The organism is uncultured Altibacter sp. (assembly GCF_963972995.1).
Taxonomy (GTDB): domain Bacteria; phylum Bacteroidota; class Bacteroidia; order Flavobacteriales; family Flavobacteriaceae; genus Altibacter.
Genome location: NZ_CAXAXI010000012.1, coordinates 66,886 through 80,609 on the forward strand (window position 1 = coordinate 66,886; position 13,724 = coordinate 80,609).

General features: G+C 44.2%; 14 protein-coding genes. 8 read left to right on the forward strand and 6 right to left on the reverse strand.

Annotated elements, in window-relative coordinates; all coding sequences use genetic code 11:
• Window positions 1-23 precede the first annotated feature (23 nt).
• Window positions 24-1,640, forward strand: coding sequence for a SulP family inorganic anion transporter (locus tag AACZ11_RS07065; RefSeq protein ID WP_290624977.1), 1,617 nt, complete (start codon window positions 24-26; stop codon window positions 1,638-1,640).
• Window positions 1,641-1,642: 2 nt separating this feature from the next.
• Here AACZ11_RS07065 and AACZ11_RS07070 read toward each other — a convergent pair whose 3' ends face one another.
• Entirely contained in the window at window positions 1,643-1,927 is a 285-nt protein-coding gene (locus AACZ11_RS07070) for a hypothetical protein (protein ID WP_290624978.1), read from the reverse strand.
• Between the two features lie 195 nt (window positions 1,928-2,122).
• Between AACZ11_RS07070 and AACZ11_RS07075 the strand changes: the two genes are divergently transcribed.
• On the forward strand, window positions 2,123-3,994 hold the full coding sequence (locus AACZ11_RS07075) for a mechanosensitive ion channel domain-containing protein (RefSeq protein WP_290624979.1): 1,872 nt from the start codon (window positions 2,123-2,125) through the stop codon (window positions 3,992-3,994).
• Here AACZ11_RS07075 and AACZ11_RS07080 read toward each other — a convergent pair.
• Window positions 3,991-4,329: a tRNA-binding protein gene (locus AACZ11_RS07080; protein WP_290624980.1), complete on the reverse strand. Its 339-nt coding sequence runs from the start codon at window positions 4,327-4,329 to the stop codon at window positions 3,991-3,993. The two genes, AACZ11_RS07075 and AACZ11_RS07080, sit on opposite strands and share 4 nt — an antisense overlap.
• Window positions 4,322-4,630, reverse strand: coding sequence for a phosphoribosylpyrophosphate synthetase (locus AACZ11_RS07085; protein WP_290624981.1), 309 nt, complete (start codon window positions 4,628-4,630; stop codon window positions 4,322-4,324). Before AACZ11_RS07085 ends, AACZ11_RS07080 begins: the two co-directional genes overlap by 8 nt.
• A 116-nt stretch (window positions 4,631-4,746) precedes the next feature.
• On the opposite strand from AACZ11_RS07085, the gene AACZ11_RS07090 reads away from it, so the two are divergent.
• Entirely contained in the window at window positions 4,747-5,304 is a 558-nt protein-coding gene (locus tag AACZ11_RS07090; protein WP_290624982.1) for a thioredoxin family protein, read from the forward strand.
• A 7-nt stretch (window positions 5,305-5,311) separates the two neighbouring features.
• On the opposite strand, the gene AACZ11_RS07095 is transcribed toward AACZ11_RS07090, so the two are convergent.
• The 3 genes from AACZ11_RS07095 to AACZ11_RS07105 all read right to left on the reverse strand — a co-directional run bounded on the left by AACZ11_RS07095 (window position 5,312) and on the right by AACZ11_RS07105 (window position 9,152).
• Entirely contained in the window at window positions 5,312-5,848 is a 537-nt protein-coding gene (locus tag AACZ11_RS07095) for a YfiT family bacillithiol transferase (protein WP_290624983.1), read from the reverse strand.
• Between the two features lie 83 nt (window positions 5,849-5,931).
• Window positions 5,932-6,870, reverse strand: a complete 939-nt coding sequence (locus tag AACZ11_RS07100) for a peptidylprolyl isomerase (protein WP_290624984.1) — start codon at window positions 6,868-6,870, stop codon at window positions 5,932-5,934.
• A gap of 89 nt (window positions 6,871-6,959) precedes the next feature.
• The gene (locus AACZ11_RS07105; RefSeq protein ID WP_290624985.1) at window positions 6,960-9,152 is read right to left on the reverse strand and encodes an ATP-dependent DNA helicase RecQ; all 2,193 of its coding nucleotides are present in this window, start codon (window positions 9,150-9,152) and stop codon (window positions 6,960-6,962) included.
• Between the two features lie 202 nt (window positions 9,153-9,354).
• On the opposite strand from AACZ11_RS07105, the gene AACZ11_RS07110 reads away from it, so the two are divergent.
• The 5 genes from AACZ11_RS07110 to AACZ11_RS07130 form a co-directional block, all read left to right on the forward strand.
• Window positions 9,355-10,320, forward strand: coding sequence for a KpsF/GutQ family sugar-phosphate isomerase (locus AACZ11_RS07110; RefSeq protein ID WP_290624986.1), 966 nt, complete (start codon window positions 9,355-9,357; stop codon window positions 10,318-10,320).
• Window positions 10,320-11,165 carry a twin-arginine translocase subunit TatC gene (gene tatC, locus AACZ11_RS07115; protein ID WP_339831956.1) on the forward strand — a complete coding sequence of 282 codons (846 nt, stop codon included), beginning with the start codon at window positions 10,320-10,322 and terminating at the stop codon, window positions 11,163-11,165. Before AACZ11_RS07110 ends, tatC begins: the two co-directional genes overlap by 1 nt.
• Window positions 11,155-11,508, forward strand: a complete 354-nt coding sequence (locus tag AACZ11_RS07120) for a carboxymuconolactone decarboxylase family protein (RefSeq protein WP_339831959.1) — start codon at window positions 11,155-11,157, stop codon at window positions 11,506-11,508. Before tatC ends, AACZ11_RS07120 begins: the two co-directional genes overlap by 11 nt.
• A gap of 60 nt (window positions 11,509-11,568) precedes the next feature.
• Complete coding sequence (gene lptB / locus AACZ11_RS07125) at window positions 11,569-12,309, forward strand: LPS export ABC transporter ATP-binding protein (RefSeq protein ID WP_339831962.1); 741 nt, start codon at window positions 11,569-11,571, stop codon at window positions 12,307-12,309.
• Window positions 12,310-12,559: 250 nt separating this feature from the next.
• A partial coding sequence (locus AACZ11_RS07130) for a two-component regulator propeller domain-containing protein (protein ID WP_339831965.1) occupies window positions 12,560-13,724 on the forward strand: 1,165 nt, incomplete at its 3' end.

Below are 13,724 nucleotides of genomic sequence, written 5' to 3' on the forward strand. Positions count from 1 at the left end.
TGCCGCTTTTTTAACAGCGAACTATGTGGCAAAGAACCCTAAAGAATTTTACGCAAAATCCTAAAAATGACATCCTTTCGGGCTTGACCGTGGCCTTAGCACTCGTTCCTGAAGCCGTGGCCTTTGCTTTTGTAGCGGGTATAGATCCTTTGGTGGGCTTGTATGGGGCATTTATGATGGGGATCGTAACGGCTCTCTTTGGAGGACGTCCGGGTATGATCTCCGGTGCGACCGGAGCCATGGCCGTAGTGATGGTACATCTTATTCAAAAAGGAAATGAAGTAGGTGATGCACTCGCCGTTCCAGTCGAAAATCTTGGTCTGCAATGGTTGTTCATCACTTTGCTTTTCGTTGGAGGCATACAGATATTGGCCGGAGTCTTTCGTTTAGGTAAATTTGTGAGATTGATCCCACACCCGGTAATGATGGGATTTGTAAACGGGTTGGCCATTGTCATTTTCCTTTCACAGCTTGGCCTTTTCAAGGTTAATGTAAATGGTTCGAAGGAATTTATGCAAGGATCCGATCTTTGGATCATGCTGGGATTGGTAGGACTTACCATGACTATCATGTTCGCCCTTCCGAAGTTAACAAAGAAAATTCCTGCCGCACTAACCGCAATCGTAATCGTTGCTGCGATCGTGATCTTTGGCGGAATGGATGTAAGTACCGTAGGATCATTCATTAAAGACGGAGGCGGAGACGGCCTGCAAGGCGGATTGCCAACCTTCCAAGATCAAATATTTACACTTTTATATACCCTGCATGGCCACTGGGAACTTATTCTCTCTACCGCAGTGATCTTGGCAGCGGTTGGCTTGATCGAATCGCTCATGACCTTGAATCTGATAGATGAGATGACCGAGACTCGCGGTAGCGGAAATCGGGAATGTGTCGCACAAGGTGGTGCGAACATCCTCAATGGCTTGTTTGGAGGTATGGGAGGTTGCGCAATGATCGGCCAGTCAATTATCAACATCAACTCCGGAGGACGTGGACGCCTCTCAGGTGCGGTTGCTGCGGTTGCTTTACTGTGTTTCGTATTGTTTGGGGCACCTTTGATCGAGCAGATACCTATTGCAGCATTGGTGGGTGTCATGTTTATGGTCGTGATTGGTACGTTTGCATGGAGCAGCTTTCGCATTTTACATAAGATACCGTTGGCAGATGCCATTGTATTGATTGCAGTATCTGCGATAACCGTTTGGCAAGACCTTGCTGTTGCGGTTATTGCAGGAGTAATTATGAGCGCTTTGGTCTTTGCCTGGAAGAACGCCACAATGATTCGTGCCCGCAAACGAATAAAAGAGGACGGAACAAAAGTATATGAGATCTGGGGGCCTTTATTCTTCGGAAGTGTGCAGAATTTCAATTCAAAATTCGATTTTAGCACAGACCCCGATAAGATCGAGATCGACTTTATAGAATCCAAAGTTAGCGACCACAGTGGTGTTGAAGCGTTGCGAAATGTAGCGAACAAATATCTTGAGTCCGGGAAAGAGGTGAAGTTGACACATCTAAGCCCCGATTGTAAAACCTTATTACTAAAATGGAACCCCGATTTCGAATCGGTTATCGAAGAAGCTATCGACGATCCTCGTTATTATGTCGTGACCGACGTGCTGGATAGCGAAGTGTAATTCTATAAGGCCGAATCGTCACGTTCCAAATTGTTTTTAGAGTCGCCACCCTGACTGTGGTGTTTGTTCTCTTCGTCGGTAAGACCCAGCGGACCGTTACCTTTTTTCGCTTGCTCGCGCCCCGGAATATCCAGATCGCTACGGGCGAAGTCTACATCACGTTTACGTTCTTTAAGTTGTTGATCGTCACCTCCGTCACCATGGATATTCTCTTGTTTTAGAATCGATTTATCGTGCTCGGTGATCTTAGGATTATACTTTAGGTTCTCTTTCTTGTTAGTTTCCATACTATTTTTCTTTTCAAGATAACCCAAATTATCTTCGCAACCCTTTGCTTTAACGCTACGTATAGCCAATTATAACACTTCCTTAGTATTTAATAAAGGCATGTATAAAATTCATTTGCATTTCGAATAATTATGTTAAAATTGATGTATCATATACATTATTAAGTACTTTCGTCACGTTTTTTATAACTATTTATGAAAGGTATTCATTATATCCTAACCTGTCTGTTTTTATTGGGGATTTCCACACATGGAGTGGCCCAAAACGATTCGTTGGTCAATGTCTTGGATTCAGTCAAAACCTCGGCAACGGCTTCTTTCTCTAAAGAATTAGAGGCCTTGGAAAAACAACGCATCATCGATTCTGTTCAGAAGGAATTGCTTCAGCAGCAAATCGAATCCTTGCGTGAGACCGATGGTTCACAGCGAACGGCATTAGAGGCAGAACTTAAAGCCTTACAGGAAAAGGAAACACGCCGTATTTCAGAAAAGAAAGAAAAGATCGCCGCGCTTAAAAAGTCGGCGACAGGCTATCCGGTTATAGGTTTCTTCGACGACACACTTTTTGAGATCCATAATAAACTAGGGAGCTTTTCGGCAAAAGAACGTGCCGAAGCCGTAAGCAGAAGGATCCAAAAACTGCCAGAGAACATATCTTTTGCTCCCGATTCCCTGAAGGTCATTCTTTCAGAGAATACCGTGGATATCGTTTACAACGAAACTATTATTACCAGTGTTTCTGAAAATGATGCACTCTGGAACGATACTACCCCCCAAGCATTGGCCGAATCGTATAAGTCGGTCATTGGAACTGCCGTTGAAGCCTATCGATCGGAAATCAACATCTTAAGTATCGCTAAGAAAATAGGATTGGCACTACTCGTGCTGTTAGTGATTGGCCTGTTGATAAAATATGTGTCTCAACTCTTTAGATGGTCTGCATCCAAGATCAAGGAACAGGAAAACAAACGCATCAAGGGTATCACTTTTAAAAATTATACCTTCTTCGATGCCCAGCGACAGGTAAATGCTTTGTTAGCGGTGAATAAGGTATTGAAGTGGTTCACCATTTTATTGGCCATTTACATCGCGCTTCCCATACTTTTTGGGATCTTTCCGTGGACGCAAAATTTTGCCGATACCCTTTTTGGGTACGTGTTCAATCCCGTTAAGAAGATCTTACTGTCGTTTTGGAACTATCTGCCAAATCTAATCACTATCATCGTAATTGTGATCGTATTTCGATACGTTCTAAAAGCTATACACTTTTTAAAGTCGGAAATTGAAAAAGAAAATTTAAAGATTCCGGGATTCTATTCAGACTGGGCCACACCAACCTACCAGTTGGTACGCATTATAGTGATCGCCTTTATGATCGTAGTGATCTTTCCTTACCTTCCGGGTAGTGATTCTCCAATATTTAAAGGGGTTTCGGTTTTCTTGGGATTCTTGTTTACCTTCGGATCGGCAGGATCGCTCTCCAACATTATTGCAGGTCTGGTCTTAACATACATGCGTCTTTTTAAGATTGGCGATCGTGTTAAGATTGGTGATGTATTTGGCGATGTTATTGAAAAATCAACCTTGGTCACAAGGGTTCGTACTATTAAAAATGAGATCATCTCTATTCCTAATTCTACGGTGATGAACAGTCACACCATCAATTACAGCAGTGACGCACCGGAAAAAGGTCTCATTATTCATTCTACCGTAACTATTGGTTACGACGTGCCTTGGAAAGACATGCATGAGGCGCTTATTGAAGCAGCATCACGTACCGAATATGTACTTCAAGACCCACCTCCTTTTGTATTACAGACCAGCTTGGACGATTTCTATGTGTCGTACCAGATCAATGCATACATCAGAGAACCGAACAAACAGGCGAGCATCTATTCGAACCTGCATCAAAACATTCAGGACGTGTGTAATGAGAACAGCATCGAGATCTTGTCGCCCCATTATCGTGCGGCACGTGATGGGAACATGACTACCATCCCATCAAAATACCTTCCGGAAAACTATCAAGCGCCTAGTTTTTCAGTAAAGACAAAAAAAGAAGATTAAGAGATCTTTAGGCCATTGGCAACAGGGCGATCTGTAGATAATAGTGTGACCTCTTTCCCGTTAACTGCTCCCAGGAGGAGGCATTCGCTCATAAACCCGGCGATTTGTTTCTTTGGAAAGTTGACGACAGCGATCACTTGTTTGCCCAGAAGTTCAGATTTGGAATACAACGCTGTGATTTGTGCCGACGTTTTTTTTTCACCTATGGTTTCGCCAAAATCAATACGCAGTTGATACGATGGATTGCGGGCTTCAGGAAAATCCTGAACATCTGTAACGGTCCCCACACGCATCTCGACCTTTTCAAAATCGGTCCAGGACAAGGTGTTAGTCATAGTTGATCCTAAGTTTTTTGAGCATTTCAGGCGAGGTCGAGCCACCATCGGCACTGTAATTGTCAACTAACAATCCTTTTCTGCCGTCGGTCGTTTCAATAAGATATAAAATAGAATTATCATCCGGATTGGACATGCCTTCAAATCGGTAGTAGCGCACCACGTCGCATTCACCGGCCTTCCATTTGTTCTTTAAGGATTTGGATTCTATTCCTTCCTCCACCAGATTGAAGTCTTCTGTGAACCCTTCTTTTTGAAGCTCGGTAATCGCTACGGAAAGGGATGGGTATGAGTTTTTCATAGGTTGTGAGTTTGTATAAAGTTACGGTTACAAAGACAGATGCCCAAAAATTTATAAATACTTTAATAGTTGTAACTTTAAGGAGTATTTTACAACTAATCTGAAAAATAGAGCTCATGGCCAGAACTGAATCGAATATGCTACCGCTAGGCACCCAAGCTCCGGACTTTACCCTATTGAATACGGTCACAGCAAAACCCGTTCGATTGGCAGATGTTCGTGGAGAGAAAGGCACTGTGGTCATGTTTATTTGCAACCATTGTCCCTTTGTTAAACACGTAAATGAAGAGATCGTTCGTATTGCAAACGATTACCGTGTCACAGGCTTCGGATTTGTTGCCATAAGCAGTAATGACGTGGAAACACATCCACAGGACGGCCCCGCCGAAATGTGGCAAACTGCCCGAAAATACAATTATCCCTTCCCCTATCTGTACGATGACACCCAAGAAGTTGCGAAGGCGTATGACGCTGCCTGCACCCCCGATTTCTTTCTATTTGATAGTGATTTAAAGTTGATCTATCGCGGCCAATTAGACAATTCGCGACCCGGCAATGGAATTCCCGTGAATGGCAGAGATCTTAGGGAAGCATTGGACAATGTCTTGAACAACAATCCGCAGCGGAAGGATCAAAAACCCAGTATAGGTTGTAATATCAAGTGGAAATCGTAATACCCTCCTATTTCCAGCCCTTCCGCAATAACAGATTTTCGATGTGTGCATAATGATGATTGGAATGCCAGGCGTATATGCCGGTAGCTTCAGCGAGAGAAATGTGCCTGTTCCCATCGGGATGTACAAATTCCTTTTGAAATTCAACATACGAAAGACCTTTTAGCAAAAACACCAGTTTAGCGTGTAAAGCTCCCAGTGCATCAAGGGACAGTGAAATAGGCGCCATTTTATAATCGAACTGCTCTGCCCAACGCTTTTCGTCGTACGCTTTTATCAAGGGTGTTGGTTCGGTAAGCGCCCACCGAAAGCGACTGTAGCTGTTGTGATGACTGTCGTACACATGATGAATTACCTGTTGTACGGTCCAGCCGTCAGGCCGATACGGAGTGTTGAGTTGTTCTTCGGAAAGCGATCGAACCAAATGCGACAAGCGTACAGGAAAGTACTCTAAAATAGAGATCCAAGCTTCCAATTTCTCGTGTGTAATATTCGACGGACAATCGAACTTCCCAATGGGATACCTTAGTTTTTCCAATTCCATCGTATAAAAATACAAAACGCCCCAATCTCTTGGAGCGTTATGCAGTGTTATTTTTTGCTTTTCGTAAATGCTTCGGAAGGCTTTTAAGACCCTTTCACATTCATGAGTTCTACATCGAACACAAGGGTCGCATTAGGGGGTATGACGCCTCCGGCGCCTTGTTTACCGTAAGCCAAATGCGATGGGATCACAAAACGAGCCTTATCCCCTACCTGAAGCAGTTGGATCCCTTCATCCCAACCGGCAATAACATTGCCCATTCCAACCGGGAATTCAATAGGATTGCCGCGTTTGTAGGAGTTATCGAACTCACCTCCATCGGCAAACATCCCTTTATAGTGTACTGCCACGGTCTTACCTTTTTCCGCTTTGGCACCCGTTCCTTTTTGAATGATCTGATAGCGCAAACCGCTGTCTGTCTTTTCAAACCCTTCAGAAAGGGAAGATAACAAGTCATCTTGGGCTTTTTTGGCTGCAGCTTCACGTTCGGCCTTCGCCCCGGTAAATTGCCTGAAATGCTCCACGGCATTCCACTTTTTAGCGGCATCCCCTTCGCGAAGGATCTCTATTTTTTGCATCGTATCGCCTTGCTCAATGCTGTCCACTACATCCTGCCCTTCAATCACATGACCAAAAACCGTATGATTGTTGTCGAGCCACGGCGTGGGCACGTGTGTGATAAAAAATTGGCTCCCGTTGGTACCTTTTCCTGCGTTCGCCATAGAAAGTACGCCGGGTGTATCGTGTTTTAGTTCAGGGTGAAATTCATCATCAAAATTGTAACCGGGACCTCCGGATCCGGTTCCGTTGGGATCACCTCCCTGTATCATAAAGTCCGGGATGACCCGGTGAAATGTAAGTCCATCGTAATAAGGCTTGCCTTGTGGTCGCGCTTTATTTTCCAGATTACCTTCGGCGAGAGCCACAAAGTTCCCTACAGTGCCGGGCGTTTTGTCATGGGTAAGTTTAATTAGAATAGTTCCTTTTTCGGTTGTGAATTTTGCGTAAATTCCGTCTTGCATGATTGTACTTTTTTATGAAGCTGCAAAGGTAGGCAATGTAGTTTAGTTACGAATGAAAAATGACCTCTTTTCAGAAGAAACGAACAGCTTTAGTTGGCCACTTCACTTATAAACTTAATACGATACAACCGAAGCTCTTCCACGTCGTATTCCCCATCGAACTCGTCCATGGCATCTTCGATCTTATCGGTTTCGGCCTCTAAAAAATAGTCATGGATCTCTTCCTGTTGATCCTCGTCCAAGATATCGTCAATCCAATAATCGATGTTCAATTTTGTTCCGCTGTACACAATGGCTTCCATCTCTTTAATGAAATCGGCCATTTCCAACCCCTTCGCTGATGCAATATCATCCAATGGCAGTTTACGGTCCACATTCTGTATAATGTATAATTTTAACGCACTGTTCGTTCCTGTGGATTTAACTATAAAATCATCGGGCCGGATCACATCGTTTTCTTCAACATAGGTATTGATAAGTTTAACGAAGGAAGCACCGTACTTTTTTGCTTTTCCTTCACCTACACCATGTACGTTCGACAGTTCTTCAATAGTGACCGGATATTTTAAGGCCATATCTTCCAAAGAGGGGTCCTGAAAGATCACAAAGGGGGGAAGATCCAGCTTATCTGCCACCTTCTTGCGCTCTGCCTTTAGAAGCTTAAACAGTTGCTCGTCTGCGGTGCCTCCTCCTTTCTTAGAAACGATAATGGTTTCATCATTGGCTTCATTGAACGAATGATCTTCAGTCATCGTAAAAGAATGAGGTGAGCGCAAGAACTCTTTGCCGCGTTTGGTGAGGTGAAGGATACCGTAGGTCTCGATCTCTTTCCGAAGATACCCTGCTACCAATAATTGACGCAGTAATGCCATCCAGAAGGAAGGTTCTTTATACGCTCCTATACCAAAGTAGTCCTGTGCATCGGTACGATGAGATTTTATAAGGGCATTGACCTTCCCTACCAACACATGTACTATTTCTTTGCTTTTGTATTGTTCGTTGGTCTTTTGGACGATACCAAGCAAGGTCTTGGCCTCATCCATCGCTTCATGTTTCTTCTTGGGGTGACGCATGTTGTCATCCATATCACCGCCTTCACCGGTCTCATTATCGAACTCCTCGCCAAAATAATGCAGTATGAACTTGCGTCGCGATATGGAGCTTTCAGCAAAAGCGACCACTTCCTGAAGTAGTGCGTGACCAATTTCCTGTTCGGCCACGGGCTTACCGCTCATGAACTTTTCAAGCTTCTCTATATCCTTATAGCCGTAAAATGCCAAACAATAGCCTTCCCCGCCATCCCGACCTGCTCTACCGGTCTCTTGGTAATAGCTCTCAATACTTTTTGGCATATCGTTATGAATAACGAAACGTACATCAGGTTTATCGATCCCCATACCGAAAGCGATGGTAGCCACGACCACATCCACATCCTCCATAAGGAACATGTCTTGATGCTTCACGCGCGTCTTAGCATCAAGACCCGCATGATAAGGCACGGCTTTAATACCGTTCACCTGAAGGATCTGTGCGAGCTCCTCCACGCGTTTACGACTTAAACAATAGATGATACCGCTTTTCCCTTCGTATTTCTTTACAAAGCGTGTGATGTCTGAGTCGATGTTCTTTGTTTTAGGACGTATCTCGTAATAGAGGTTGGGGCGATTAAACGAAGCTTTGAAGGTGTTCGCCTCCTGTATGCCTAAATTCTTTAAAATATCTTCCTGAACCTTAGGGGTGGCTGTGGCCGTGAGACCAATAATAGGAATGTTGTCCCCTATGCGTTTAATAATACTTCGAAGGTTTCTATATTCGGGTCGAAAGTCATGCCCCCATTCACTAATACAGTGGGCTTCATCGATGGCTACAAAAGAGATCTTGACCGAATTGAGAAAAGCGACATTCTCCTCTTTGGTCAGTGACTCGGGAGCAACATATAACAGCTTGGTCACGCCGTTGGTGATATCGCTCTTTACTTTTTTTACTTCCGATTTGTTGAGGGATGAGTTGAGCACGTGTGCGATCCCTTCTTCCGAAGATAACGCCCGAAGCGCATCCACCTGATTCTTCATAAGAGCGATCAATGGCGAGACAACTATGGCTGTCCCGTCCTTGATAAGCGCAGGGAGTTGATAACATAAGGATTTACCCCCACCGGTAGGCATGATGACAAATGTATTCTCATCGTTCAGTACGCTTTTAATCACTTCCTCTTGAAGTCCTTTAAACTTAGTAAATCCAAAAAATTTCTTGAGGGCTGCGTATATATCAATCTCACTCACGCTGCTACGTTCTTTTATTTAATATGTATAAGGTTTTCTTATTATAATTGTGAATACAGTGGAACAATTGTAATTTTGCAACCTATGTAATAAAACTGTATCTAAAATATGTTGCGAACCCTACAATTTGTAGTAATTTTCGGTTCGCTATCTAAATATACTAATTTCTGGAACAGTTGCAAACTAATAAAAGTGTAAAATTTTGAAGGAAGAAACCCGAATTATTTCCGTAGCAAAAGAAACCATTGAAACTGAAAGTAAAGCGATCCTTCACTTGTCCGAACTTGTCGACGAGGAATTCGCTCAGGCAGTACAATATATATATCAGTCCAAAGGAAGGGTAATCGTCACCGGAATTGGGAAAAGCGCCAACATCGCTACCAAGATCGTAGCTACCCTTAACTCTACGGGAACACCTGCGATCTTTATGCATGCGGCCGATGCGATCCATGGTGACCTGGGAACCATTCAAGAGAGCGATACGGTGATATGTATCTCGAAAAGTGGCAATACACCGGAGATCAAGGTATTGGTACCGTTAATTAAGGCGATTGGCAATAAACTTATAGGGATTACGTCACATAAGGAATCATTTCTGGGACAGCAAGCCGATTTTGTATTGAACGCGTATGTCGAAAAGGAAGCGTGCCCCAATAATTTGGCCCCTACTACCAGCACCACGGCTCAGTTAGTCATAGGAGATGCTCTAGCTATGTGTCTATTGGACCTGCGGGGCTTCTCCAGCAAAGATTTTGCAAAGTTCCATCCCGGTGGCTCCTTGGGCAAAAAGTTATACCTTCGGGTGAGCGACCTTACGTCCCTCAACGAACAACCCAAAGTACACCCCGATACCGACGTTAAAAAAGTGATCGTGGAGATCTCCGAAAAAATGCTCGGTGTCACCGCCGTAGTGGAAAACGACATTATCGTTGGGATCATCACAGACGGAGACTTACGGCGTATGCTTACACGCGTCGACAACTTTAGCGGCTTAACCGCCAAAGACATCATGTCCCGTAATCCTAAGATCATTTCCAACGACGCCATGGCGGTAGAAGCCATGGAATTGATGGACACCCACGGGATCACGCAACTTCTTGCCGAAACCAACGGTAAGTACAGCGGCGTAGTACATATTCATAACCTTACCAAAGAAGGCATTATTTAATGGGACTTCGAAAAAAAATAAAAGGCGCAGCCAAGGAAATGTCGTTCTTAGACCATTTGGAAGAACTCCGTTGGCACCTCATTCGTTCTACCATTGCGGTAACCGTCCTGGGTGGAATCGCTTTTTTGGCAAAGGATTTTATTTTTGATGTCTTGCTGTTCGGTCCTAAGAAAGCCGATTTCCCTACCTACAAGATATTGTGCCGGGCTGCGCAGTCTCTGGGGTTGGAAGACAGCTTTTGTTTTACGGAACTTCCTTTTCGAATTCAAAGCCGAACAATGGCCGGACAGTTTTCTGCACATATCTGGACCTCCATTACCGCAGGCTTCGTGGTTGCCTTTCCCTATGTGATCTGGGAATTTTGGCGGTTTGTAAGTCCGGGATTACGAGACAATGAACGCAGTACCAGCCGCGGTTTTATTATTATTGCATCCTTGCTCTTTTTTACCGGAGTGTTGTTCGGCTATTATGTGGTGACCCCGCTATCGATCAACTTCCTTGGTAGCTATCAGGTAAGCGAGCAGGTATTCAACGATTTCGACCTAAGTAGTTATATCTCCTTGGTACGTGCCTCGGTATTGGCAAGCGGATTGATATTTGAGCTACCTATCATTATCTATTTTTTGACGAAGATTGGTGTGGTCACGCCCGAAATATTACGAAAATACCGCAAATTCGCCTTAGTGATCGTATTGATCATTTCAGCGATCATTACTCCTCCGGACATTGCCAGTCAGATCATCGTGGCCATTCCGGTACTAATTTTGTATGAGGTGAGCATCTTCATCTCCAAAGGGGTTATAAGAAGACAGAACAAAAAAGCAAAGAAACAACATGTCAAATAACATCGTAGACGAATTTAATGCCTATCGTTCCCGTATGAACGAAAAGCTGCTGGAAGACAACAACAAGATCATTAAACGCATCTTTAATCTCGATACCAACGCCTATATGGAGGGAACCCTTCCGAAGAAAACCAAAGAACTCTTGGGACTTGGTAATTCGTTGGTACTGCGCTGTGACGACTGTGTGCGCTACCATCTGGAAGAATGCCACAAACTAGGCATTAGCAAAGAAGAAGCTGTAGAAGCTATGAGCATCTCCTTATTAATAGGCGGTACCATCGTAATCCCGCACTTACGCCGTGCCTTCGAATTTTGGGAAGCACTGGAGCAAAAAGGCTCCTAATTTTTCAATACTGAAATTATATAGTACTTTTAACGTTCCTGTTAGCAAAGCATATCCTTCATGAAACTAAGAGCAGAAAATCTCATTAAATCGTACAAAGGCCGTAAAGTCGTGAAAGGGATCTCTGTAGAAGTAAATCAAGGAGAGATCGTAGGGCTATTGGGCCCTAACGGTGCCGGAAAGACCACGTCCTTCTATATGATCGTGGGACTTATAAAGCCCAACGGCGGACAAATATTCTTGGAGGGTAAGGAAATTACCAAATATCCAATGTACAAAAGAGCACAAAATGGTATTGGCTATCTGGCGCAGGAAGCTTCGGTGTTTCGAAAATTAAGCGTAGAAGACAATATACTTAGCGTGCTGCAACTTACAAAGCTTTCCAAGAAAGAACAGCGAGCTAAGATGGAAACGCTTATCGAGGAGTTCGGTCTGGGACACATTCGCACCAATCGCGGGGATCTGTTGAGTGGTGGGGAGCGACGACGTACCGAGATCGCCCGCGCGCTCGCCACAGATCCGCATTTCATTCTGTTGGATGAACCCTTCGCAGGGGTCGATCCTGTTGCCGTAGAGGATATTCAACGTATTGTTGCCCAATTGAAGAACAAGAACATTGGCATTCTTATTACAGACCACAACGTACAGGAAACACTGGCCATCACAGACCGCACTTATCTAATGTTTGAAGGTAGTATCTTGAAACACGGTGTGCCCGAAGAGCTCGCTGCCGATGAGATGGTGCGAAAGGTGTATTTGGGTCAGAATTTCGAGCTTCGGAAGAAGAAATTATTGTTCTAGTTTTTGGGGGAATACGCCGTAGGCGTACCGGGCTTTTGTGACTCGCTTTTTGGATGCCCAAAAGAGCTTAAACAGATCACGCAATCCCTTTCCCGAAAAGAGCTCCATTATTGAGCTCCTAGCCCTCTTGACGCATACGTAGGTTTTTTGTATCTTTAAAGAGAAGGGTCCTGTTCCAAGAACATTAAAAAAATATACCTGGAGGTAGGGTCTTTCTTTCCTTATTTGTTCTATAAGAAACCATACCGACATGAAAAAAACTATACTTCTAAGTCTATGCTTAATATTTACAGGCGTTTTACAAGCCCAAGACCCAAACTGGACATACATCCGTAGAGATAACACGGGTGTAGGTGACCTTGCCCATACTACGATCGTGGGGGATGCGTTCGACAATGTTTGGACCGGAGGGTACTCCTCAACCAACAACGAAGGCAGTCTGGTGCGAATTAGAAAAAATGATACCATATATACTAACTGGGGAACGTACAATGAGAATTATCTACCTAACGGACTCATTCTCGATATCGAATTCGATAGCACCGGTATCATCTGGGTAGGAACCGAATTAGGCTTGGCAACTTCCGAGGATGGCTTGAACTGGGATCTATTCGACACCTCCAACTCCCCCCTTCTGGCCCATCAAATAGAAGGGATTGCAATAGATGCAAGTGACGATGTATGGGTGGTAACTTCGGGAGATCCTTCTACAGCCGGTGTAGGATATCTAAATAATGCTACCTGGGAGTATTTCACCACAGCCAACTCCGATCTCCCCGCCGGTGAACTTAGAGACATCGCTATAGACGCTACTAATACCGTATGGATCGCTTCAGATTCAGGACTAATACAATACGATGGCACTGCGTGGAACCAATTCACTACCGGTAATAGCGATCTTTCTTCCAACGACATTCGGGAGATAGAGATCGATGAACAGAACAGGATTTGGGCACTGGTTGGTAATGCCATAGACATTTATGATGGTAGTGGTTGGTCCCAAATAAATAATGACGACTGGCCCACGACCAATTTTACGGCCTATACCATGGACATTCGGGGCGACAGAGTGCTTCTAGCCGGCAGCAATACGACTATGGTGTATTTTGATGGCGTTGATTGGCAGGAAGAATATACCAGCTTTTCTATGTTCGACAGTTTTATAGACAGTGAGAACAATTATTGGGTTTCAGGCTATGGTGTTGTAGGACGGTTTGACGGTACCCAATACACTAAATACACCCAATACAATACAGGTCTGCCTACCGATTTTAACAACGACATCTTTATCGACAGTCAAGGTCGAAGATGGTTTGCGAACGGAAACGGCGGTATCCAGGTGTTCGATTGCCCCAACTGGGAAGTGTACGGCCCCAATAATGAAGGGCTGTATCCAAATCCGCAACCGCTCTTTC